Origin of the sequence: Rhodococcus sp. IEGM 1370, from assembly GCF_033142325.1 — a bacterium.
In the GTDB taxonomy this organism is placed as follows: domain Bacteria; phylum Actinomycetota; class Actinomycetes; order Mycobacteriales; family Mycobacteriaceae; genus Rhodococcoides.
Map to the genome: position 1 here is coordinate 24,213 of NZ_JAWLRY010000028.1, position 21,623 is coordinate 45,835.

General features: G+C 65.4%; 21 protein-coding genes. 10 read left to right on the forward strand and 11 right to left on the reverse strand.

Translation table 11 applies throughout. The features are described 5' to 3' along the window. Window positions 1-40: 40 nt before the first annotated feature. Genes R4P47_RS23200 through R4P47_RS23210 form a run of 3 tightly spaced genes read left to right on the forward strand, consistent with a single transcriptional unit; the run spans window position 41 to window position 4,678 of the window. Window positions 41-1,672 (forward strand): FAD-dependent monooxygenase, encoded by a 1,632-nt coding sequence (locus R4P47_RS23200; protein WP_317785898.1) that lies wholly within the window; start codon window positions 41-43, stop codon window positions 1,670-1,672. Next, complete coding sequence (locus tag R4P47_RS23205) at window positions 1,665-3,188, forward strand: carotenoid oxygenase family protein (protein ID WP_317785899.1); 1,524 nt, start codon at window positions 1,665-1,667, stop codon at window positions 3,186-3,188. The genes R4P47_RS23200 and R4P47_RS23205 overlap by 8 nt, the downstream gene beginning before the upstream one ends. 38 nt (window positions 3,189-3,226) lie before the next feature. Next, window positions 3,227-4,678, forward strand: a complete 1,452-nt coding sequence (locus R4P47_RS23210; RefSeq protein WP_317785900.1) for an aldehyde dehydrogenase family protein — start codon at window positions 3,227-3,229, stop codon at window positions 4,676-4,678. A 44-nt stretch (window positions 4,679-4,722) separates the two neighbouring features. Here the strand turns inward: R4P47_RS23210 and R4P47_RS23215 are convergent, their stop codons facing one another. Continuing rightward, window positions 4,723-5,034, reverse strand: a complete 312-nt coding sequence (locus R4P47_RS23215) for a hypothetical protein (protein ID WP_068284000.1) — start codon at window positions 5,032-5,034, stop codon at window positions 4,723-4,725. An 83-nt stretch (window positions 5,035-5,117) separates the two neighbouring features. After that, on the reverse strand, window positions 5,118-5,651 hold the full coding sequence (locus R4P47_RS23220; protein WP_317785901.1) for a CGNR zinc finger domain-containing protein: 534 nt from the start codon (window positions 5,649-5,651) through the stop codon (window positions 5,118-5,120). Window positions 5,652-5,690: 39 nt separating this feature from the next. Between R4P47_RS23220 and R4P47_RS23225 the strand changes: the two genes are divergently transcribed. Next, entirely contained in the window at window positions 5,691-6,692 is a 1,002-nt protein-coding gene (locus R4P47_RS23225; protein WP_149406407.1) for an EamA family transporter, read from the forward strand. An 8-nt stretch (window positions 6,693-6,700) separates the two neighbouring features. Here R4P47_RS23225 and R4P47_RS23230 read toward each other — a convergent pair whose 3' ends face one another. Then, complete coding sequence (locus tag R4P47_RS23230; RefSeq protein ID WP_317549742.1) at window positions 6,701-7,345, reverse strand: TetR/AcrR family transcriptional regulator; 645 nt, start codon at window positions 7,343-7,345, stop codon at window positions 6,701-6,703. 73 nt (window positions 7,346-7,418) lie between these two features. Between R4P47_RS23230 and R4P47_RS23235 the strand changes: the two genes are divergently transcribed. Genes R4P47_RS23235 through R4P47_RS23245 form a run of 3 tightly spaced genes read left to right on the forward strand, consistent with a single transcriptional unit; the run spans window position 7,419 to window position 10,501 of the window. After that, complete coding sequence (locus tag R4P47_RS23235; protein ID WP_317785902.1) at window positions 7,419-8,285, forward strand: SDR family oxidoreductase; 867 nt, start codon at window positions 7,419-7,421, stop codon at window positions 8,283-8,285. A gap of 26 nt (window positions 8,286-8,311) precedes the next feature. Next, on the forward strand, window positions 8,312-9,802 hold the full coding sequence (locus tag R4P47_RS23240) for an NAD(P)/FAD-dependent oxidoreductase (protein ID WP_317549743.1): 1,491 nt from the start codon (window positions 8,312-8,314) through the stop codon (window positions 9,800-9,802). Between the two features lie 39 nt (window positions 9,803-9,841). Further along, entirely contained in the window at window positions 9,842-10,501 is a 660-nt protein-coding gene (locus R4P47_RS23245; RefSeq protein WP_317549744.1) for an NADPH-dependent F420 reductase, read from the forward strand. Window positions 10,502-10,548: 47 nt separating this feature from the next. On the opposite strand, the gene R4P47_RS23250 is transcribed toward R4P47_RS23245, so the two are convergent. From R4P47_RS23250 to R4P47_RS23270, 5 genes are all read right to left on the reverse strand, one after another. Then, window positions 10,549-10,830 carry a protealysin inhibitor emfourin gene (locus R4P47_RS23250; RefSeq protein ID WP_082899002.1) on the reverse strand — a complete coding sequence of 94 codons (282 nt, stop codon included), beginning with the start codon at window positions 10,828-10,830 and terminating at the stop codon, window positions 10,549-10,551. A gap of 10 nt (window positions 10,831-10,840) precedes the next feature. After that, entirely contained in the window at window positions 10,841-11,929 is a 1,089-nt protein-coding gene (locus tag R4P47_RS23255) for a M4 family metallopeptidase (protein ID WP_317785903.1), read from the reverse strand. A gap of 87 nt (window positions 11,930-12,016) precedes the next feature. Continuing rightward, window positions 12,017-12,766 carry a 5'/3'-nucleotidase SurE gene (gene surE, locus R4P47_RS23260; protein WP_317785904.1) on the reverse strand — a complete coding sequence of 250 codons (750 nt, stop codon included), beginning with the start codon at window positions 12,764-12,766 and terminating at the stop codon, window positions 12,017-12,019. Continuing rightward, complete coding sequence (locus R4P47_RS23265) at window positions 12,763-13,716, reverse strand: 1-phosphofructokinase family hexose kinase (RefSeq protein WP_094687668.1); 954 nt, start codon at window positions 13,714-13,716, stop codon at window positions 12,763-12,765. The genes surE and R4P47_RS23265 overlap by 4 nt, the downstream gene beginning before the upstream one ends. A gap of 55 nt (window positions 13,717-13,771) precedes the next feature. Next, on the reverse strand, window positions 13,772-15,445 hold the full coding sequence (locus R4P47_RS23270) for a phospholipase D family protein (RefSeq protein ID WP_149406415.1): 1,674 nt from the start codon (window positions 15,443-15,445) through the stop codon (window positions 13,772-13,774). 54 nt (window positions 15,446-15,499) lie between these two features. Here R4P47_RS23270 and R4P47_RS23275 point away from each other — a divergent pair, with 54 nt between their 5' ends. Continuing rightward, the gene (locus R4P47_RS23275; protein WP_068054275.1) at window positions 15,500-16,348 is read left to right on the forward strand and encodes an aldo/keto reductase; all 849 of its coding nucleotides are present in this window, start codon (window positions 15,500-15,502) and stop codon (window positions 16,346-16,348) included. A 56-nt stretch (window positions 16,349-16,404) separates the two neighbouring features. On the opposite strand, the gene R4P47_RS23280 is transcribed toward R4P47_RS23275, so the two are convergent. Next, on the reverse strand, window positions 16,405-17,043 hold the full coding sequence (locus R4P47_RS23280; protein WP_317785905.1) for a 3-oxoacid CoA-transferase subunit B: 639 nt from the start codon (window positions 17,041-17,043) through the stop codon (window positions 16,405-16,407). Beyond that, the gene (locus R4P47_RS23285) at window positions 17,040-17,801 is read right to left on the reverse strand and encodes a CoA transferase subunit A (protein ID WP_317549748.1); all 762 of its coding nucleotides are present in this window, start codon (window positions 17,799-17,801) and stop codon (window positions 17,040-17,042) included. The genes R4P47_RS23280 and R4P47_RS23285 overlap by 4 nt, the downstream gene beginning before the upstream one ends. A gap of 143 nt (window positions 17,802-17,944) precedes the next feature. On the opposite strand from R4P47_RS23285, the gene R4P47_RS23290 reads away from it, so the two are divergent. Further along, window positions 17,945-18,718 carry an IclR family transcriptional regulator gene (locus R4P47_RS23290; protein ID WP_317785906.1) on the forward strand — a complete coding sequence of 258 codons (774 nt, stop codon included), beginning with the start codon at window positions 17,945-17,947 and terminating at the stop codon, window positions 18,716-18,718. On the opposite strand, the gene R4P47_RS23295 is transcribed toward R4P47_RS23290, so the two are convergent. Beyond that, complete coding sequence (locus tag R4P47_RS23295) at window positions 18,715-18,984, reverse strand: hypothetical protein (RefSeq protein ID WP_317785907.1); 270 nt, start codon at window positions 18,982-18,984, stop codon at window positions 18,715-18,717. The two genes, R4P47_RS23290 and R4P47_RS23295, sit on opposite strands and share 4 nt — an antisense overlap. 161 nt (window positions 18,985-19,145) lie before the next feature. On the opposite strand from R4P47_RS23295, the gene R4P47_RS23300 reads away from it, so the two are divergent. Further along, window positions 19,146-21,527 (forward strand): HNH endonuclease, encoded by a 2,382-nt coding sequence (locus R4P47_RS23300; RefSeq protein WP_317785908.1) that lies wholly within the window; start codon window positions 19,146-19,148, stop codon window positions 21,525-21,527. The last annotated feature ends 96 nt before the right edge of the window (window positions 21,528-21,623 follow it).

The following is a 21,623-nucleotide window of genomic DNA, read 5'->3' on the forward strand; positions in this document are numbered from 1 at the left end:
CAGCATTCCTATTAAACGTGATGCGCGCTACGTTGGTGGTGTGGATACGAGATTCGACACCCTCTACGACGTAGCGATCTGCGGTGCCGGTCCGGTCGGGATGACCGCGGGCCTGCTGCTCGCTGCACGAGGGCTCCGCGTCGTCGTTCTCGAGCGGCGCTCGACGACGAGCGACGAACCCAAAGCGATCAGCATCGACGACGAGGCACTGCGCACCTATCAGCAGGCAGGCGTGATCGACAGAATCCTGCCGATCGTCGTGCCCGGCACCGGAACCCGCTACTACGGACTCGACGACGAACCGCTGTTCCACGGCGGCGCGGAGAGCGCCTACCGGTTGGGCTACTCCTTCAAGAACCCGTTCGCGCAACCGGACCTCGAGCGTGTGCTGGCCGAAGCGCTGCACACGGCGCGCAATGTCACCGTTCGGTTCGACACCGAGGTCACGTCGATCGTGCAGGACGCGGACGCCGTGGCCATCGAAGCGGGCGGACGCACGGTGCGAGCCCGCTACCTCCTCGGTTGCGACGGCGGACGATCGACCGTCCGAAACCTGCTCGGTATCGGGATGATCGGACGCAGCCACCCGGAATTGTGGTTGGTGGTCGACACGCTCGGCGACCCCCACATCGAGCGCTACGGCATGCACCACGCCGATCCGAGCAGGCCGCACGTGGTGGTGCCGGGTCTCGGCGGCCGCTGTCGATACGAATTCCGCCTCTTCGAGGGGGAGGGTACGGCCACCGACGCGCCACCGTTCGAGCTCATCGAAAGGCTCGTCTCGCGCTACCGGCGGATCACACCCGCTCAGGTCGAACGAGCCGTCAACTATCGCTTCCACGGCCTCGTGGCCGATCGATGGCAGCTGGGGCGCTGCTTCCTGCTCGGCGACGCCGCACACATGATGCCGCCGTTCGCCGGTCAGGGTCTGAACTCCGGCATTCGCGACGCCGCAAATCTGGCGTGGAAGTTGACCGGCGTGCTCGACGGTTGCCTGAACGACAGTGTCTTGGCCACATACCAATCCGAGCGCTGCCCGCACGCCGCCGCGGTTGTTCGCGCATCCGAGCGGTTGGGCCGCGTGGTGATGACCACCAACCCTCGCATCGCGGCCAGGCGCGACGAGTTGGTCCGGGCCGCATTGGCCACCGAGAACGGGCGACGCTGGTTCGAGACCATGGCCTATCGCCCGCCGTACCGATTCTCCGACGGGCTCGTACTCCCCGGCGACGACACCGGGAGCATGATCGGGCAACCTCGGGCCTTCGACTCGGCGACCCGAACCATCCGCCCGCTCGACGAGATCCTCGGAACCGGTTGGGCGCTGGTGGGAGTCGACGTACACGACACGGCGGACTGGGCGCACGCGCACGATATCGGTCGCGGCCTACACGCAGTCGAAGTCGCTGTGCCCACCGATCGCACGGTGCCGAGAATCGACGGCATCAACGTTCTACTCGACGTCGACGGCCGGCTGGACGACGAGATGCATACGTACACCGGAAGATTCGTGCTCATCCGACCCGACCGCTTCGTTGCGGCCGCGTGGCATCCGCACGACGGTGACGACGTTCGAGCCGAAGTGAGAGCCGCGGTGGCGTCGTGGATCGGAACTTCGGTGAGCCCTTCCGAACTGTCCTACATCGAGACGAAAGGCATCAGCTATGCGTGAACTTCCTACCCCGCTGCCGACGACTGTGGTCCGCCGCACCGCGCCCCCGACTCCGCGGCACGAGGCGGACGTCGACTGGAACACGTCCAACAAGTTTCTGAACGGGCCGTTCGCGCCGTGGCACGAGGAGACCGAGGCGTTCGACCTCGAGGTCATCGGGAAACTCCCCGACGATCTCGCCGGCGCGCTGTTCCGAGTGGCCGACAATCCACGCTTCGAGCCACTCGACACCGACCGCTACCACTGGTGGGAGGGCGACGGCGGCGTCGCGGGCACCTACATCCGCGACGGTAAGGCGTCGTTCCGGATGAAGTGGGTGCACACCGACACCATGAAGATCGAGGTGGAGGCCGGGGAAGCGCTGTACAGCGGTTTCGTCAACGGCTCCGGCAAGACCAAGCGGGATCTGCCGGCGGGCGCGCCGCCGTCCAAGAGCGTCGCCAATACCAACGTCGGGCTGTTCGCCGACCATCTGCTGGTGTACTACGAAGGCGGACTACCGCATTCGATGCACCCCGAAACTCTCGATACGCAGGGCACGTACAACTTCGGTGGTGCACTCGACATCCTGTGCACGGCGCACTACAAGATCGAACCGTCGACCGGAAACATGCTGTTCTACTCTGCCATCGGGCCGAGACTGACGTGGTACGAGGCCGATACCAGCGGCACCGTCGTCGATTCCTTCGGTTTCGACATGGGGTGCCCGGCAATGGTTCACGATTACATCGTGAGCGAACACCTCGCGATCTTCCTCATCTCGCCCAACCAGTTCCGCCTCGACCGCATCATGGAGGGGCGACCCGGAGTGCTCTGGGACGAATCGGCGACGCCGAACGGCAGCAGGTTCGCCGTGCTCGACCGTCGCACCCATGAGGTGAGCTGGTACGACACCGGCCTGATGCTGGCCCCGACGCACTTCTTCAACGCGCACGAAACCGCCACAGGAATCGTGGTGGATCTGCACGTCATCGCGCGTCTGGGCAATCCGGCCGACGACTCGGACGAGCCGATCGACTCGCACTCCTGGTTTCCACCCGCGATGGCCTGGCGGTTCGTGCTCGATACTGCGACTGGGACAACCACCCAGCACATGCACACCGGGATCGCGGGTGAATTCCCGAAGATCAACGACGCGTGGCTGGGCAAGGAGAATCGCTTCGGCTACTTCGCCACCACCCGAGATCTGTCTCCGCTGACTCTGACGGATGGGCTTGCGCGCCATGACTTCTCCACCGGCCAGACGGTCGTGCTCGAAGGGCCCGACGGATTGACCAGCCCCAGCGAACCGGTCTTCGTCCAGCGTCGAGGAGCGAGCGGCGAGAACGACGGATATCTGCTGACCCTGTGGTGGAATCCGGCGACCGGACTCTCCGAGTTACTGGTGCACGAGGCCGACGCGTTCACCCGCGAACCTCTCGCGCGGGTGAAGCTTCCCGTCCGAGTTCCGTTCGCGTTCCACGGATCCTGGGCCGAGGCCGAAGTGCTCGACGCAGCGATCGCAGCCCAGCGGTAACGAAGAAAGAACACCGAGAATGAAAGAGCAGGACTGACATGGCGAACACACTGGCGTGGACGGCGAAGATATTCGACGGCGGATGGCTGGACGGCGGCGGTGGAACCCTCGACGTGACGGCTCCTGCCGACGGGGCCCTCGTGGCCACCGTCGGTGCTGCGGACGTCGCGGACCTCGATCGAGCTGTCGCGAAAGCTGCACGTGCGCAGCAAGAATGGGCCGCCAAGCCCTACCCGGAGCGAGCATCGGTCATGATGAAGGCTGCGGCGATTCTAGAACAGAACCCCGAGCGTCTGACGCGGTGGCTGATTCCCGAATCGGGATCCAGTCACGGCAAGGCAGGGGCCGAGGTGGGCTTGGTTCTTGCCGAACTGACCGAGGCGGCCACGTTGGCGTCCCAGCCCTACGGGCAGGTCCTGCGCAGCGCGAAGTCTCGGTTCTCGGTAGGGCGATATGTTCCGATGGGCGTCATCGGCGTGATCAGTCCGTTCAACTTCCCAGCGGTACTGTCTATGCGGTCGGTCGCGCCTGCTCTGGCCGTCGGCAATGCCGTTGTGCTCAAACCCGATCCGCGAACGCCGATTTCGGGTGGACTGATCCTCGCCGAGATTCTCGCCGAGGCCGGCCTGCCGGACGGTCTGTTGCACGTACTGCCCTCGGGTGCCGACGTGGGAGCGGCGCTCGTCTCGCACCCCGACGTGCCGTGCATCTCCTTCACCGGATCCACCGCGGCCGGCCGCCGAATCGCGGAAGCCGCTGCGCCGTTGCTCAAGAAGGTCCACCTCGAGCTCGGCGGAAACAACGCGTTCCTCGTGCTGCCCGATGCAGACATCGAGGCCGCTGCATCGGCGGGCGCGTGGGGATCGTTCCTGCACCAGGGGCAGATCTGTATGGCGTCGGGTCGGCACCTCGTTTCCGAGCATCTCGCCGAGCAGTACACGGCGGAACTCGCGAAGATCGCCGCGCGCATCACCGTCGGAGATCCGACCGACCCGTCGAATGCGTTGGGGCCCATCATCGACGAGAACCAGTTGAAGCGAGTCGACAGCATCGTGCAAGCCACGGTGACGGCCGGTGCCGAACTGGCTGCAGGCGGAACTTTCAACGGGCTCTACTACCGACCGACCGTGCTCGGTAACGTGCCTAAGGATTCACCCGCGTTCACCGAGGAGATATTCGGCCCGGTCGCACCCATCACCACGTACCGCACCGTCGACGAGGCAATCGACATCGTCAATTCCTCGGAATACGGCCTGTCCGTTGCTGTTCTGACCTCGAACCCGTTCAAGGCCTACGAGCTGGCGGACCGAATTCGTTCCGGTGCCGTGCACATCAACGACCAGACGATCGACGACGAGGCCGTCGCGCCGTTCGGTGGCGTCAAGGCATCGGGTTCCGGTGGACACTTCGGCACCACCGTCAACCTCGATACGTTCTGCGATCTGCAGTGGGTCACGATGCAGTCGGACATTCAGAAGTATCCCTTCTGAAGTCACAGCCCTTCTGAACCTGCAGCGGCCCCGCATCGAGTGCGCTACTCGCGGTGCGGGGTTCGCTCACCGGTGTTCGGGTCGACGTCGAACAGCTGGTCGGTGTTGTCCGGGGCGTAGACGACGGTGTTCGTTTCGAGGGCTCGTCGTCGAGCGCCGTCGCGAATCGCGAGGAATCCGGCACCGAACAACACGATCACGGCGATTCCGGCGACGATCGCCCAACCTTCGAAGCCGCCCGCCAATGCGGCGATCAGACCGCCTGCGGCGGCGATACCGGCGAAGATCAGGATGACGGCCAGCATGTTCTCGACAGCTCTGGCCCAGCTCGTTTTGGTAGGCCTTTTCTCGACCATAGGGGCAATTCCTTTCGATCAGCTCGGAGCGGGGGATACCCGAAAGCCGACCGATTAAGCCCCGCACTGCCCAGTGGCCGTCGTCACTGAGCCTTGCGCGCGCGGTACGCGGCAACGGCCGCTCGGTTCCCGCAGGTAGTGCTGCAGAACCGGCGGGATCGGTTGCGCGAGAGGTCGAGGACCAGGCCGTTGCAGTCCGGATCCGCGCAGACGTCGAAGCGCGAGAGCTCGTCCGCTCGGATGACGTCGATCATGGACATCGCGGTCTCGACGACGATGCGGGTCGCGAGCGGACTGTCGTCGGCGACGGCATGGATGTGCCAGTCGAGATCTCCGTGACGAACCAGTCGGGGCAGGGCCGAGGATTCGGCGAGCAGACGGTTCACCTCGACCACGGCGTCGTCTCGGCTGCTGGTCAGCAGCGCGCGCAGGGTAGGGCGCAGTGCTCTCACGGCCTCGAGCTCGGCGTCGTCGCCGTCGAAGCGGCCTGAGTAGCCCTGTTCGGTGAAGAACTCGGCGAGCTGCTCGCGGGTGGTCAGCGTGTCCGGCTCCTCGGCGGAATTGATCAACGCCACGGACGCCAACAGTGACAGTTCCGCGTCATGAGCAAAAAGCATGTTGACACCTTACCAAGTCGGTCCCTACTGTCACATGCCATGACGGCTTACACTCATGACGCGAATGCGGATCTCGCGGCCACCCACGATGCTGCCGCGCGGTCGCGTCGACTCTCGGGACTCGGTTTCGCGCTGCTCTCCGCGGCGTCCTTCGGGCTTTCCGGCTCACTCGCCACGGGCCTGCTCGACGCAGGCTGGACTGCCGGGGCCGCGGTGACCGCGCGAATTCTGCTCGCCGCAGCCGTCCTGCTGATTCCGTCGATCCTCGCGTTGCGCGGACGGTGGAATCTGCTGGCGAAGAACTGGAAGCTACTCCTCGCCTACGGTGCCTTCGCGGTGGCTGGGTGCCAGCTCGCCTTTTTCAACGCTGTCGGACGCATGGAGGTGGGTGTCGCGCTGCTGATCGAGTTCACCTCGCCCGTGGCCGTCATCGGGTGGATGTGGTTCCGGCACCAGCAGCGTCCCGGTCGCCTGACCGTGGTGGGCGCACTGCTGGCCGCGATGGGGCTGGTGCTCGTGCTCGATCTGATCTCCGGTGCCGACGTGGACTCGGTCGGCGTGCTGTGGGCGCTGGGCTCGATGGTCGGTGCGGCCGTGTACTGGGTGCTGTCGGCGGACGAGAGCAACGGCCTCCCGCCGATCGTGCTCGCCGGAGCCGGTCTGTTGACGGGCGGGCTCATCCTGCTGGTCGCCGGGCTCATCGGGATCGTCCCGTTCGCTGCTCCGCTCACCGACGTCACCTTCGTCGATGCGGTCGTTCCGTGGTGGGTTCCGATCATCGGCCTCGGCGTCGTGACCGCCGCGCTGGCCTACGTTCTCGGGATCGCGGCGGGCCGACGTCTCGGGTCGCGGTTGGCATCGTTCATGGGTCTGATGGAGGTCGTTGCGGCACTGGTGTTCGCGTGGCTGCTGCTCGGGCAGGCACCGGCACCGGTCCAATTGGCCGGTGGCGCACTGGTTCTGCTCGGCGTGGTCGTCGTCAAATCAGGAGAACGCGCCACGGCTCACGAGCCGGTGGAGCCGTTGCAGAGCAGGCCCTGACCTGACGCTCAGCTGTCGACGCGTCCGAACACCACGGCGGCGAGAATGGTGTGGGCGCTGGCGATCACCGAGTCCAGCGGTTCGCGTTCGGGAGAGAGCAGCCATTGTTGGGCGATGGTGAGGACCGCGCCCACCAGGCCCATGGCCAGTGTTCGACGGTTGGGCCCGGCGAGTCCGCGGCTGGATCCGGCGGCCTCGGCCACCTGCAGCACCGTCTCGGAGAACGAGGTCGTCGTCTTGCGGTAGAGCGCGTCGACGGTGGGCGAGACTCCGAGAATCTCGACGAAGGCGATGCGCGCGGATCCAGGATTCTCGGCGACGAACGTGAAGAAGCCGGTGAGAGCGCCACGGAGAACCTGCTCGGTGGAGTCGGCCTCGGCCTGCGCACCGGCCAGGATGTTCTCGCGCATGGCGTCGGTCGCTCGGCCGTAGGCGGCCATGAGCAAGTCCTCGCTGTTGGAGAAGGACTCGTAGAAGTAGCGCTTGGTCAGGCCGGCCTCGCTGCACACCTTCTCCACGGTTGCCGTCCGGTAGCCGGTGGTGCCGAAGACCTTCACGGCGGCGTCGAGCAGACGAATTCGACGCTCCTGCTGCCGTTGCTGCGGGTCGGCACCTCGGTAGGTACGGCCGGGTTCGCTGTGATGGGTAGTCACAGACAGATCTTGACACCGCTCGGTATCAGATGCAAAGTGTTCGCAGACAGGCATTCCGATCGAGGGGGAGCAGATGGCGGCGTCGACGCTGCGGAACAAGGTCGTTCTGATCACCGGAGCGGCGCGGGGGATCGGTGCCGCAACGGCACGTGCGCTGGCGGGCCGAGGTGCCCAGCTGGTTCTCGTCGACGTCGACGAGGCACCCCTCCTGGAACTCGCGACCCAGCTGAAAGCAGCGGCATTCGTTGCCGACGTGCGGAATCTCGACGATATGCAGCGCGCCGTCGACGGGGGAATAGAGGCGTACGGCGGCATCGATCTGGTGCTGGCGAACGCAGGCATCGCCAGCTACGGATCGATCATGCAGGTCGATCCGGCCACGTTCCAACGCGTCATGGACATCAACGTGATGGGCGTGTTCAACACCGTCCGCGCGGCTTTGCCATCGCTCATCGAGCACAACGGCTACGTCCTCGTCGTCTCCTCGCTCGCGGCGTTCACCCCGTGCCCCGGCCTGGCCGCGTACAACGCCAGTAAGGCTGCGGCAGAACACTTTGCGAATGCCCTCCGGCTCGAGGTCAACTATCGAGGTGTCGATGTCGGCTCTGCGCACATGGCATGGATCGACACCCCGATGGTGCAGGACGCCAAGTCCGATCTCACCGCATTCCAGGATCTGCTCGCGGTGCTGCCCGGCCCGCTGGGTAAGACGATGACCGTCGAGCAGTGCGTCGACGCGTTCGTCGACGGTCTGGCCAAGCGCAAGCGGCGCGTCTACGTGCCGCGGTGGGTGGGCGCAGCGTCGTGGTTCAAGGCCGTCATCACCTCGCGGGTCGGTGATCGCAGCATGCTCGAGCACGTGCCGACGATCCTGCCGAAGATGGACGAAGAAGTAGCCCGCCTCGGCAGGTCCGAGAGCGCTCGCAACAAGACCAGCTGACACCGGACATCGAAGGAATCGCTGACATGACTGCCGTATTGCCCTCTCCCGAGGTCGACGTTCTCATCATCGGTGCCGGCCTGTCCGGGATCGGGGCCGCGCGCCACCTCGGGCACGATCTGCCCGGTAAGACCTACGCCATCCTCGAAAGTCGCGGCGCGATCGGGGGAACGTGGGATCTGTTCCGCTACCCCGGGATTCGTTCCGACTCCGACATGTACACCCTCGGATACAGCTTCAAGCCGTGGATGGGGGAGAAATCCATCGCCGACGGCACCGACATCCGCAACTACATCGTCGAAACCGCGCAGGAAGCGGGCGTCGACAAGCATATTCGGTTCCATCACAAGGTCGTCGCGCTCGAGTGGTCGTCCGAACAGCAGTTCTGGACGGTGACCGCGCACCGTAGCGACACGGACGAGACGGTGACAATCACGGCGTCGTTCGTGTTCTCCTGCAGCGGTTACTACAACTACGACAAGGGGTTCACCCCCGAGTTCGCCGGACAGGAGAATTTTGGCGGCCAGGTGATCCACCCGCAGCACTGGCCCGAGGATCTGGACTACTCCGGCAAGAAGATCGTCGTGATCGGTAGCGGTGCAACGGCAATCACGTTGGCTCCCAACCTGGCTCGCGACGCCGAGCACGTCACGCTGCTGCAGCGCTCGCCCAGCTACGTCCTCTCGCTTCCGTCACAGGACCCGATTGCGCAGACGCTACGCAAGCGCCTGCCGAAGAAGTTGGCGTACAGCGTCACTCGGCTCAAGAACGTGTCGATGGCCATGTTGATCTACACGCTGAGCCAGAAGTACCCGGAGTTCATGAAGAAGCGGATCCGGACGATGCAGGAGGGGTGGTTGCCGAAGGGATACGACCTCGACACCCACTTCACCCCGTCCTACAACCCGTGGGATCAGCGCCTGTGCCTGGTGCCCGACAACGATCTGTTCCGTTCGATTCGCAAGGACGAAGTCTCGATCGTCACCGATCACATCGACACCTTCACCGAGACCGGTCTGAAGCTGAAGTCGGGCCAGCACCTCGACGCCGATATCGTCGTCACCGCAACGGGATTGAACCTCTCCGCTCTCGGCGGTGCGCAGTTCCGGGTCGACGGCGAGGACGTCGACCTGCCCAGCACGATGGCCTACAAGGGCATGATGCTCACCGGTATCCCCAACTTCGCCTTCGTCGTCGGTTACACCAACGCCTCGTGGACGCTCAAGGCCGACATGGTCTCGAACTACGTGATGCGACTGCTCGCGCACATGGACGAGAAGGGCTACAGCACAGTCGAGCTCGAACGCGACCCGTCGATCGACGAGGAACCGTTCCTCGACTTCGCGGCGGGATACGTGCTGCGGGCGGTGGACAACTTCCCGAGACAGGGCAGCGAGACCCCGTGGAAGCTGCGCATGAACTACTTCCGCGACCTGCCGGTGCTGCGCTACGGCAAGGTGGTGGACAAGGCCATGAAGTTCCGTCGTCCCCGGTCGAAGGTCTCCGTCGGATCCTGACGGGAATTGTTCGGGGTCGGGCGTGCGTTGGTTCCGAGTATGAAAATTGGAATCATCGGAAGCGGATTCATCGGCGGTACTCTCGTCCGTCGCCTGACGGCACTCGGTCACGAGGTTCGGTTCTCGAACTCTCGTGACCCGGAGACCCTGGCAGACCTGGCGGCGGACACCGGGGCGACGGCAGTGTGGGCCGCCGACGCGGCTCAGGACGCAGACCTGGTGATTCTGAGCATTCCGCAGAAGAACGTGCCGGATCTGGCACCGGGAATTGCCGGTGCCCGTAAGCCCGGGGCGCCGATCATCGAGACCAACAACTACTACCCGCAGCAGCGGGATGGGTTGATCGAGGAGATCGAGGGTGGGACACCCGAAAGTGTGTGGGTGTCTCAGCAACTCGGCGAGCCGGTGATCAAGGCGTTCAACGGAATCTACTGGAAGCACCTGTTGGAAAAGGGGGTGCCCAGCGGGGCCAGCGGTCGTATCGCACTGCCGATCGCAGGCGACGACGAGGATTCCAAGAAGCTCGTGTTCTCGGTGATCGACGAGCTCGGATTCGACCCCGTCGACGGCGGCACCCTCGCCCAGTCGTGGCGTCAGCAGCCGGGAACGCCCTCGTACGGCAAGGACTTCGGAGTCGACGCGCTCGTCGAGGCGCTGGGGCAGGCAACGAACGAACGCAGTGCGGAGTGGAAGGCCTGAGCTCGATTCCTCTTGCTACCTGACGCGACAGCTACCTGACGCGGCAGCTACTTGACGCGGCCCTCGCGGAGCGTGCGCTCCGCGAGGTCGCGTAGCGGCCCGGTCAGGTTCGAGTCGCCGACGCGGCACGAGTGCTCACCCACCGACACGTTCCAGACGAACGTGTCGCGGGCATTCGAGTCGGCCGAGTCGGTGGCCTGCTGATCGGCGATGTACGGCTGCGCAGCCTCGACCAACGACTGCCATTCCGGCTCGTCGGTCTCGACGACTCCGCGCTTGGACATACCGGCGACACCGCCGGTTCGCAGTACCTCGATGCGCAGGCTCATCTGCCCTCGATCACACCCGATCGTCGCTCGGCTTCGGTATGGACTCGTTCCCCGTTGTCCGAACTCCCACGGTAGACCAACCGGTCGCCACAGCCTCGGCAACGTCGGAACCGGCTCCGTACCGCTCGTTCGCTGCAGCGAGTGTGGCGGCCGCGAAGCCGGCGAAATCGACCGTAGGAGACAGTCCGCCGACCGTCATCGTGTCGAACCACACCTGCCCGACGCGATCCCAGGCCGGACCGCCCAGAGTGGTGGCGGCGACGGCGAACGCACGATTGGGGATACCCGAATTGATGTGCACACCGCCCTCGTCCTCGGTGGTGACGACGAAGTCGTCCATGCTGGCCGGCTGCGGATCCTTACCCAGCACGTCGTCGTCGTACGCGGTGCCGGGCTCGAGCAGAGAGCGCAACGCTTTCCCCTGAACGGCCGGAAGGAACAGCCCTTCGCCGATCAGCCACGACGCGTCCTCGGCGTTCTGCCCGGCGGTGTACTGCTCGACCAGTGCGCCGAAAACGTCGGAGATCGATTCGTTCAGCGCGCCGGCCTGGTCCTTGTATTCGAGCGGGGTGGTGTACTGCGTGAACCCGTGCGCGAGTTCGTGTGCGATGACGCCCAGCGAGACGGTGAATCGAGCGAACACCTCGCCGTCACCGTCGCCGAACACCATGCGCGAGCCGTCCCAGAACGCGTTGTCGTAGTCCTGCCCGTAGTGCACCGTCGCGTCCAGGGGCAGGCCGCTGCCGTCGAGACTCGAATAGCCGTAGACCTCGTCGAAGAATGCGTAGGTGGCCCCGAGTCCGTCGTACGCCTCGTCTGTCGCGGCGTCTCCGGTGGCTTCCTCGCCCTCGGCACGCACCTGCTGGCCGGGGAGATCCCGCGTGGACTTCGCGTCGGAGATGGTGCGTTCGAGCGTGCCGCCGGTGCGCGGAGCGATGGCGGTGCGCGCCTGCACCACCTCGCGTCCCGCACGCATTTCACGATCGGCGAGCAGTGTGGCGCGAGCGCCCGCACCCTGGAGCCTTTCGAGCAGGAACGGCGGAACTACCCCTTGGAAGTGCTGGCTGCGTGATGATCCGGAATCGAGAACTGACGTCATACTCGGTGACCCCCTAGGTCCGTGGCATGTGCGGTGATGGTTTCAGTGTGCCCGAGGGCACCGACACAGTCGGTCTCGTCGGTGAGATCACGCGCCCATCGTGGACAGGTCGACGCCGTCCACCTCGCTCGGCGGACGAAGCGCAGTGACGGTCGCCCAGTGTCGGGCCAGCAGGGAGGCGTCGGAATCGTCGTCCTCGGCTCGGATCTCGTCGAAGCGAACGGTGACGAAATCCTCCCCGCGATCGCCTATTTCGGCCTGTACCGCGCCGTAGCGGGCGAGCGATGCCTGCACGATCCCCGCCAGATCCGCGAGCGGAACGTCCGGGATGTTGACGTTGACGACGGCGTCGGACGGTCCGTGCGACACCATCCACGTCACCGCGAGGTGTGCGACGTGCTCGGCGGTGTCCCAGTGAGCAGGCTCGGTGGCGATCGACGACAGGGCCATGGCGGGAACTCCATGGGTCAGCGCAGTCAATGCGGCCCCTACGGTGCCCGAATGCAGAACGGCTGCACCGGTATTGGGGCCGTGGTTGATGCCCGAGAGCACCAGGTCCGGCACGTCGCCGAAGGCTCCTCGGGTGGCGACGAACGCGATCAGAGCGGGCGACGCCTGCACCGCGTACGCCGGGACATCGGGCAGACCGTCGATCTCCACCGCTGCGACGCCCAGATGATCGTCGACGCCCATGCCGGTCAACGATGCGCTGGCCCCGCTGCGCTCCTCGTGGGGCGCGGCGACGACGACATCGAGACCGGCAGCGACAGCCACGCGCGCGAGCAGGGCGATGCCCGCGCTGTGCACGCCGTCGTCGTTGGTGATCAGGGCTCTCATTTCTTGCCTGCCTTCTTGTACGGACGAACCTCCACCGATTCGGTGAGGCCGAGAACCAGGTCGCGTCGCCCGCTGCCGAGGCCGCGTCGGGTGACGTTCGCCGTGCCCGCGCCGCCGCCGAGTCGCAACGCCTCCGGGACCGACAATCCCTGAGCGAGCCCTGCAGCGATGCCTGCACTCATCGAATCGCCTGCTCCGTGGTGATCGACCATGCGTAGACCCGGCGTGACAATTTCGAGCACGTCGCCGTCCACCAATGCCAGGGCCGGATCTCCGGCCCGCGAGATCACGACGATCTCCGCGCCGTCGTCGTGCATCTTCCGCATCGAGTCGATGAGGTGCGCCGGGTCCTCGGACTCGGCCCGGCCGTCGGCGATGAGGTCCTCGTGGCTGACCTTGAGCACCGTGAGGCCGCCGGCGAGCGCAGCGATCATGGTCGGCCCGGACAGGTCGGCCACCACCGTCTTGCCCAGGGCGGTGAGGTCCGCGCACAGCCGCTCGTACACCTCGGGTGGAACGATGTCGTCTTCGTGCGGTCCGCCGAGGATGGCGACGTCGCTGCGGGCACCGGCTGCGAGTGCCGCGCTGAACAGGTCGTCGAGCGCATGCCTGGCCAGGGGCGGCGGGTCGACCGTGGCAAGGATTTCACGCTCACCGCTACGGCGATCATGCACGTACGAGCCGCTCTCCTGGCCGATGTCGACCGAGACCACGGAGATGCCCTCCCGCTCGACGATGTCGCGCAGAATGCCCCCGATCTCGCCGCCGAACACTCCCGTCAGTGTGACGTCGAGACCGAGCACCGTGGCCATCCGGGCGATCCAGTGGCCCTGACCACCCGCGTGCACGTGCAGTTCGGTGTTGCCGTTGGGAGCTTTGTCGAGGGTCACCGTCAACAGCGGAGACGGAGCGAAGACGAGAGCACTGAGGGATTCAGAGGAGGGAGGCATCGACTGCGAATGCCCGATATGTCAGGACCGAAACGGCTGGTGCTCGGCGATAGCCTCAGAAGCGACGACGCAGACGCATTCCGATCGGGCGGCCGTCGGGATCGACGAACAGGCGATAGGCGAATGCGGCGAGTCGCTGTTGCCACACCGGTGGCACGGAAATCTCGTGTCGGCGAAGCCTGCCGGCAGGGCGCGGGCCCGAGGACGGGTTGTGGTGCCACTCGTCGAGCGCGGTCGCACTCGCCGAGATGGCGTCGAAGAACTGCTGCGGATCCACCAGATCGGCGTCGTCGCCGTCGGCGCGGCCGAGGTGTTCGCGGATCAGTTCCAGGCGCAGGTTGCGGGCGTGGGTTCGGGCACCGTCGCCCAACCCGGCGGGGTCGAGAGGTTCGCGGTCGTCGCGTTCTTCGTCGACGATCGCCGCCGTCAGCTCCGAATCGTGAGTCCAGGACCGACGATTGAAGTTGTCCGAGCCCACCGCGGTCCACACGTCGTCGATGATGCAGACCTTCGAATGCACGTATACCGGTATGCCGCGGTCGTTTTCGATGTCGAGAACCAACACGCGATCACCTCCGGCCGCGCGGATGACCTCCAACGCAGCCGAGTGTCCCAGCAGCGCAGAGGGAATGGTGAGTGCACTGTCGTCGTCGAGGTGCTTGGGAACCACCACCACCAACCGCAGGTTCGGCTTACGGCGCAGTGCCGCGGCGAAGACGCGTGCGACATCCACCGACCACAGGTACTGGTCTTCGATGTAGATCAGCTCGGTTGCCCGGTTGAGTGCCTTGGCGTACGCCCGTGCCGCGCTGCGCTCGCCCTTGGTGGCGAACGGGTAGGCGGGGCGTCGACGCGGGTAGGTGCGCAACAACTGCACCGAGCACGTGCCCTGCGGTTCCGGCGGCGCAGCTGCAGGCGGCAGTTCCGACGGCTCCCGAGTCACTCCGCGCAGCATGTCGGGGATGGCGTGCCAGGGGAGGCGGGACAGGGCTGCGGGATCCTCCCAGCGCTCGCGGAAGACGTCCTCGACGTCTCGCACCGCGGGTCCCTCCAACTGGACCTGCACGTCGTGCCAGGCCGGGATCTCGCCGTACTCGGGAGGGAAGGGTCGGGAGACCGGATCGCCGAAATGATCGGCGTCGTCGCGTCGAGCACGGGCCAGGTCGATGCCGCCCACGAACGCGATGTCGGGCAGATCTTTCCTCCCGTACCGCACGACCACGAACTTCTGGTGGTGGCTTCCGGTCACCAGCACGCGCTGGTCGAGGATCACCTCGCCGCCTGCCTCTTCGAGCTTCATGGCGAGCTTGCGATTCTTCGGGCCGGTGAATCCGAGCGTCTCCATGTGCGAGCGCCACACCATGCCCTTCACGACGCCACCGCGGTGCGCGACGCCCGTGAGCGCGTCCTCGACGGTCACGCCGTCGTCTGTGAGCAGCTGTTCCGGATCTCCGCGCCAATCGGTGAACAGCACCAGGTCGTCGCGCTCGGTGCGGTCGAGGGCTCGGGCCAGCGCCGCGAAATAGGTCTTGCCGTGCACCAGGTTCTCGACGCGGTTGCCCTCGGTCCAGTCGGTGATCCGGGTGTCGTCGTTGCCGCGCTCGACGGCAGTGAGGAACCACGGGTGCGCCGGATCGAAGTGTCGCTCCGGTGCGATGAGGGCGGAGGTGGATCTGCCGAGGCTCTCGGCGACACCGTCGACGACGCGCCGGATGCGCTGCACTATCACGGTGGCATCATTTCATCCGGTTTGAAGCGCGGGGAGGGCGGGCACCCGAGCGATATGACTCAGGTACCCAACGTCACGCTCAGAAACGGCAAGCAGATCCCGCAGCTCGGCTTCGGCGTGTTCCAGATCGATCCCGAGAAGACAGCGCAGGCCGTCGAGACGGCACTCGAGATCGGCTACCGCCACATCGACACCGCCGAGATGTACGGCAACGAGAAGCAGGTCGGCGAAGGTATTCGGAACTCGGGTATCGACCGCGACTCGGTGTTCGTCACCAGCAAACTCAACAACGGCTTCCACAAGCCCGACGACGCGCGCAAGGCGTTCGACAAGACGCTCAGTGACCTCGGCACCGACCACGTGGATCTCTTCCTCATCCACTGGCCGCTGCCCACCCGCTACGACGGCGACTTCGTCTCCACCTGGAAGACGCTGGAGGAGTTCGCCGCAGACGGCCGTGCACGCAGCATCGGCGTCTCCAACTTTCAGCCCGCCCACCTCGATCGCCTGGCGGAGGAGACCGAGACGGTCCCCGCGGTGAACCAGATCGAGGTGCACCCGTACTTCGTCAACAACGACGTCTGGGCCTACGGCCGCGAGCATGCGATCCCCACCGAGGCGTGGTCTCCGATCGCCCAGGGCAATGTTCTCGACGACGCGGAATTGAAGCGAATCGCCGACGCGGCAGGCAAATCCGTCGCACAGGTGGTGCTCCGCTGGCACATCCAGCGCGGAAACATCATCTTCCCGAAGTCGGTCACGCCGGAGCGGGTGAAGGCCAACTTCGACATCTTCGACTTCGAGCTCAGCTCGGCCGATGTGGACGCCATCACGGCTCTGGACAAGGGTGAGCAGGGTCGTACCGGACCGAATCCGGACACCTTCGACATGATCCCCGACTGATCACGTAACCCTGTGGGCTCGAACATCTTCGGATGTTCGAGCCCACAGTCGTTCGATCAGTGCTTCAGGGCCGATCCTGTTGCCGCGGTGACCTGCTCGGTGGTCACGCCCGGTGCGAGTTCGACCAGTTCGAGGGTGCCGTCGCCGACGACGTCGATGACGGCGAGGTTGGTGATGATGCGATTCACGACGCCTTGGCCGGTCAGTGGAAGGGTGCAGGCGTCGAGGATTTTCGGGTTACCGTCGCGGTCGGTGTGTTCCATGACGACGATGACGCGCCGGGCACCGTGCACGAGGTCCATCGCGCCGCCCATGCCTTTGACCATCTTGCCGGGCACCATCCAGTTGGCGAGGTCGCCGGTGCGTGAGACCTGCATGCCGCCGAGTACGGCTGTGTCGATGTGGCCGCCGCGGATCATGCCGAAGCTCAGTGCCGAATCGAAGTATGCGGCACCGGGGTTGACGGTGACGGTTTCCTTGCCTGCGTTGATGAGGTTGGCGTCGACGTTGTCCTCGGTGGGGTAGGGCCCGGTGCCGAGGATGCCGTTCTCCGAGTGCAGGGTGACCTTGACCGCGTCGGTCAGGTATCCCGGGATCAAGGTCGGTAGTCCGATGCCGAGGTTGACGTATTCGCCGTCGACCATCTCCGCTGCGGCGCGTTCGGCAATCTGATCGCGGGTCCATCCTGTGTTCATGCTCGAACTCCTGAACTGACGGTGCGCTTTTCGATGCGCCTGTCCTGTGGGCCGGTGTGTACGACGCGTTGGACGAACACGCCGGGCAGATGTACGTGGGCCGGGTCGATTTCGCCCGGCTCCACGAGGTTCTCGACCTGGGCGATGGTGATCTTTCCTGCCATCGCGGCGAGTGGGTTGAAGTTCATCGCAGTTTTGTCGAACACGAGATTGCCTGCGGTGTCGCCGATTTCGGCGTGCACGAGTGCGAAGTCGGCGTTGATCGACTCTTCGAGTACGTACCGTTTGTCGCCGAACACTCGGGTCTCTTTGGGTGGGGAGGCGATCGAGATGGAGCCGTCGGGGTCGTAGCGCCAGGGCATTCCGCCGTCGGCGATGGGGCTGCCGACTCCTGCGGGGGTGAAGAATGCGGGAATTCCGGTGCCTCCGGCGCGGAGTCGCTCGGCGAGTGTTCCCTGCGGGGTCAGTTCCACTTCGAGTTCGCCGGCGAGGTACTGCCGGGCGAACTCTTTGTTCTCGCCGACGTAGGAGGCGGTGACGCGGCGGATTCGTCCGGCGGCCAGCAGGATTCCGAGTCCGTAGCCGTCGACGCCGCAGTTGTTGGAGAATACTTCGAGCTCGGTGGCGTCGGTGTTGGCGATGGCCTCGATGAGTGCGTCGGGGATGCCGCACAGTCCGAAGCCACCGACCGCGAGGGTCGCTCCTCGGCCGATGTCCGCAACCGCGTCGGCGGCGGACGCGTAGGTCTTTCCAGTCACTTGCAGCTCCTGATGTGTTCGTTGAGCAAACGTTGTAGTCAGTCAACCTGAGCTGTGTATTTCGGTGAGGCGAATGCTGGTATCTGCTCGTTCGGTGAACGGATGTGGACTGGGCGTCCGGTGAGTGGACGTACGATGGCCGGGTGACGACACCGGATGCCAACGCAAGTGTGATCGACAAGATCTGTTCGTTGCTGCGCGCAGCGGGGAGCGAGGAGCCGTCGGGTGCCTCGACCACCGCGCTCGCGCGGGCGACCGGTATCGCGCGACCGACCGCACATCGCCTACTGGCGTCGCTGGCCGACCAAGGATTCGTCGACCGCGACGCGACCGGCAACTGGTCACTGGGCCCGGAGATCTATCTGCTCGGATCGATGGCGGCATTGCGGTACGACATCACCGACCAGGCTCGAAAGATAGTGCAGGCGTTGGCCACCGAGAGTGGAGAGAGCGCGTTCCTCTCGGCCCGGCGCGGGGCGGAGACCGTGTGCCTGCTTCGGGTGGAAGGGAGCTTTCCGTTGCGCTCGCACGTGTTGTACGAGGGCATTCGGCTACCGCTCGGGGTGGCGTCCGCCGGTTTGGCCATTCTTGCGCACCTGCCCGATCGGGAGGTCGACGAGTACCTCGGCGACGTCGACCTGGTGCCGGAGTGGGGCGAGACTCATTCCGCCACAGCGATTCGGCACCGCGTAGGCCACACTCGGACAACAGGTTTCGCCGTCAATCCAGGGTTGCTCGTGGAAGGCAGCTGGGGTCTCGGTGCTGCTGTGTTCGACCGCGCCGGAGGTCCTGCGTGGGCACTGAGCCTGACGGGCGTCGAGACGCGATTCCGTGACGACCGACGCCGGGAATTGGGCAAGATGCTGCTCGACGCGGCACACCGCCTCACCGTGCAACTGGGGGCGCGGCCCGCTTAGCTATCTAGTTCCTCCAGAATGTCCGCGGCGTCTTGGCTGCCTGCGGCGGCCAATCTTTGCAGCTCGGCGCGGTCGCCACGTTCACCGGCGAGCTCGACGAGGATGTCGACGGCATCGCTGCTACCTGTGCCGGCGAGAGAGCGGAGTTCGTCGAGGTCGTTGCGCTCGCCTGCGAGTTCGACCAATTGGTCGATGGCATCTTGATCGCCGCCGGCCGCACGCCGGCGTAATTCGATTGGTTCCGACTTTGAACCGGGCTCGCTCATGGAGTGCAGTGTAGAACGATTCCGCGGGTAACGGCAGGTCAGCCGGTGCTTTTTCGGCTCGAGCGTTCTTGTCGGTGGGTCGGGTTATTGTTCATCTTGTTCGAACAGGCGTTCTTGTTTCGGCTCACCGGGGGGTGAAAAAATTGGGTGCAGTACCGACCGTGTCATTGGAGGCGTTGACCGCTGCCGCGCGTGAGGAGAATCGGCAGGCGGCCCGCAAGATCACCGCCTGCTATCGCGTGCACTGCGACTGGATCACCCGCGACACCAAACACAAGCACTACAGCCGATACGGGCGCACCGAAATGGCCGTGGCATTGGGCTGCTCGGCGACCGTCGCCGAAGCGTATGTCTCGGTCGGCGTTGCCCTGCACACGCGGATGCCGCTGCTGCGGGCAGCCTTCGAGGCAGGCGAGATAGACCTTCCCCGCGTGCGGACGGTATGCCGGATCCTCGACAACCTTTCCGACGACATCGTCACCCGCGTCGAAGCCGAGATCGTCGAAGCGGCGCGAAGGTCGTCCCCGGGCCCGCTCGAACAGGCGATCTGGGACATCCTGCTGCGCGTCGCACCCGAGGAAGCGGCAGCGTTGCGGGAGTTCGCGAAGAAATTCCGCACCGTCACCTACAGCCCCGCCGGCGAACTCGCCCGCATCCGAGCCGAGCTGACCGCCCCCGAAGCCGCCGCCGCATGGCAACTCCTCGAAGAGATGGCCGATACTCTCTGCCCGAAAGATCCGCGCGGGAAGAAAGAACGCCTGTGCGATGCATTCATGGCCCGCATGCACGGCGAACCCCGACTGGCATGCCTGTGCCAACGCACCGACTGCCCCAAAACCGAGGCAGTGCTGCCGGATCGGCGGGTTCCGCTCACGATGATCACCGTCGACATCGCCACCCTCATCGGGTTGTTGGCCAACCCCGCCTACCTCGCCGGGCACGGTTCCATCGACCCGGATCTCGCGCGAGAGTTGGCACGCAACAGTCAGTGGCAGATCCTGCTCACCGAAGCAGTGACCCTCGCCGAGAAACTCGGACTCGCAGTGCAGAACCCAGAGACCGGGGAATGGGAACGACGCCCGGATAGCGAGAAGACAGGGGCTGCAACAGAACCCGAAACGGAAACAGAGAAGGACGAAGACAACGACACGCGCTCGGACGCGGACCCTGATGCTGATGCTGATGCTGATGCGGGAATCAAGTCGGGCGCAGACTCGAGGTCGGCGACAGATTCCTCGACCGAACCGACCCCGGCCAGTTCACCGGCAGCCGCGCGTGCACCTGCACCTGTACCTGTACCTCGAAATACCTCGACACCGGCACGGGAGCCCGCAGCACCGGCACCAGCGGCACCTGAGTCACTCGCAGCTGAGGTCGCCGATGCCGAGGAGACCGGCGAGACCGGCGAGACCGGCGATGCCGAGGAGAACAACGAGTCCACACCCGCACCTGCGACCGACCCGTCAGCAGCTACCGCCGACCCAGTCCGCAAGCACGCAGCAACCAGTGCCCCGGCACCAGCGAACGCCCCTCCAACACAGCCGACCTCGGCAACCGGCCCCGAGAGACCTGCATCGGACCCGGCACCGGCGTTGCAGTCACCTGCGGACCCGATATCGCCGGCACCTGATCCTGCTCCGAAACAATCCGAATCAGGTTCTTCCACAACGGCATCCGGATCCACAACATCCGGGGCGACATCAGCCCAAGGCCCGGAACCAGGAACAGGCTCGACTGCCGCTGCCGCTGCCGCTGCCACTGCCGCTGCCGCCGGCGACAATCCACGCCAGCGTCGCCTGGGATCGTTGACGTCCGCTGCAGCCCTGTTCTGCACCCACACCCCCGTCGGCCGGGGCACACGGCACAGCTCTGCCCTCGACCTGGACGACATCAGACATCCCGCCCGCAACATGAGAGCACTCGACCTACGCTCGGCAATCCGGATGGACAACCGACCGACCCCCACTGCAGGCCACACACCCGCAAACCGCACACCCTCAGGCCTCTACCTCGGCAACGCCTCCCTCGCCGCAGCGCTCGAAGCCGCCATCGCCGCCGACCCCACCCTCGGCAAATCGGTACCCCGCGATCCACTCACCGACCGCGCCCTGATCTACCGACCCGATGCCCTCACCACAGCAGCCGTCCGCCTGCGAGACAAACACTGCCGCTTCCCCGGCTGCCACCGACCCGCAGCACGCTGCCAACTCGACCACGTCGTGGCCTTCGATCACGCCAACCCTCGCAGCGGTGGCTGGACCACCGTCAACAACCTTCAATGCCTCTGCGACTACCACCACTCCGTCAAAACCGCCGGCTACTGGAAGGCCGTCATGCTCCCCGGTGGAGCGATCCTCTGGACATCGACATCGAAAACCACCCGAATCACCCTGCCCACCAACGCAACAGCCGTACCCATCCTCGGCAACGACCTCAGACCACACATCCCCACCACACCGAAACGATCCGGCCACATCGCCTACCCCAACCCACCCGACAATCAACCGCCCGAGACAGACGAAACGGCAGCACCGCCGTTCTAGCCTCGATATTTCTCCACGGGGGACTGTCTGAATAACGGTTGATCCGGTCCTTGGTTCGACACGCCGAGCTCAGCTTGGTGGGAAGGATCGACGATG

Coding starts and splice junctions, on each gene's coding strand:
- R4P47_RS23225 (WP_149406407.1), top strand. CDS start 5,691: ATGACGGCTTACACTCATGACGCGAATGCGGATCTCGCGGCCACCCAC.
- R4P47_RS23295 (WP_317785907.1), bottom strand. CDS start 18,984: ATGAGCGAGCCCGGTTCAAAGTCGGAACCAATCGAATTACGCCGGCGT.
- R4P47_RS23220 (WP_317785901.1), bottom strand. CDS start 5,651: ATGCTTTTTGCTCATGACGCGGAACTGTCACTGTTGGCGTCCGTGGCG.
- R4P47_RS23280 (WP_317785905.1), bottom strand. CDS start 17,043: ATGAACACAGGATGGACCCGCGATCAGATTGCCGAACGCGCCGCAGCG.
- R4P47_RS23235 (WP_317785902.1), top strand. CDS start 7,419: ATGGCGGCGTCGACGCTGCGGAACAAGGTCGTTCTGATCACCGGAGCG.
- R4P47_RS23250 (WP_082899002.1), bottom strand. CDS start 10,830: ATGAGCCTGCGCATCGAGGTACTGCGAACCGGCGGTGTCGCCGGTATG.
- R4P47_RS23245 (WP_317549744.1), top strand. CDS start 9,842: ATGAAAATTGGAATCATCGGAAGCGGATTCATCGGCGGTACTCTCGTC.
- R4P47_RS23205 (WP_317785899.1), top strand. CDS start 1,665: ATGCGTGAACTTCCTACCCCGCTGCCGACGACTGTGGTCCGCCGCACC.
- R4P47_RS23240 (WP_317549743.1), top strand. CDS start 8,312: ATGACTGCCGTATTGCCCTCTCCCGAGGTCGACGTTCTCATCATCGGT.
- R4P47_RS23255 (WP_317785903.1), bottom strand. CDS start 11,929: ATGACGTCAGTTCTCGATTCCGGATCATCACGCAGCCAGCACTTCCAA.
- R4P47_RS23215 (WP_068284000.1), bottom strand. CDS start 5,034: ATGGTCGAGAAAAGGCCTACCAAAACGAGCTGGGCCAGAGCTGTCGAG.
- surE (WP_317785904.1), bottom strand. CDS start 12,766: ATGAGAGCCCTGATCACCAACGACGACGGCGTGCACAGCGCGGGCATC.
- R4P47_RS23265 (WP_094687668.1), bottom strand. CDS start 13,716: ATGCCTCCCTCCTCTGAATCCCTCAGTGCTCTCGTCTTCGCTCCGTCT.
- R4P47_RS23275 (WP_068054275.1), top strand. CDS start 15,500: ATGACTCAGGTACCCAACGTCACGCTCAGAAACGGCAAGCAGATCCCG.
- R4P47_RS23210 (WP_317785900.1), top strand. CDS start 3,227: ATGGCGAACACACTGGCGTGGACGGCGAAGATATTCGACGGCGGATGG.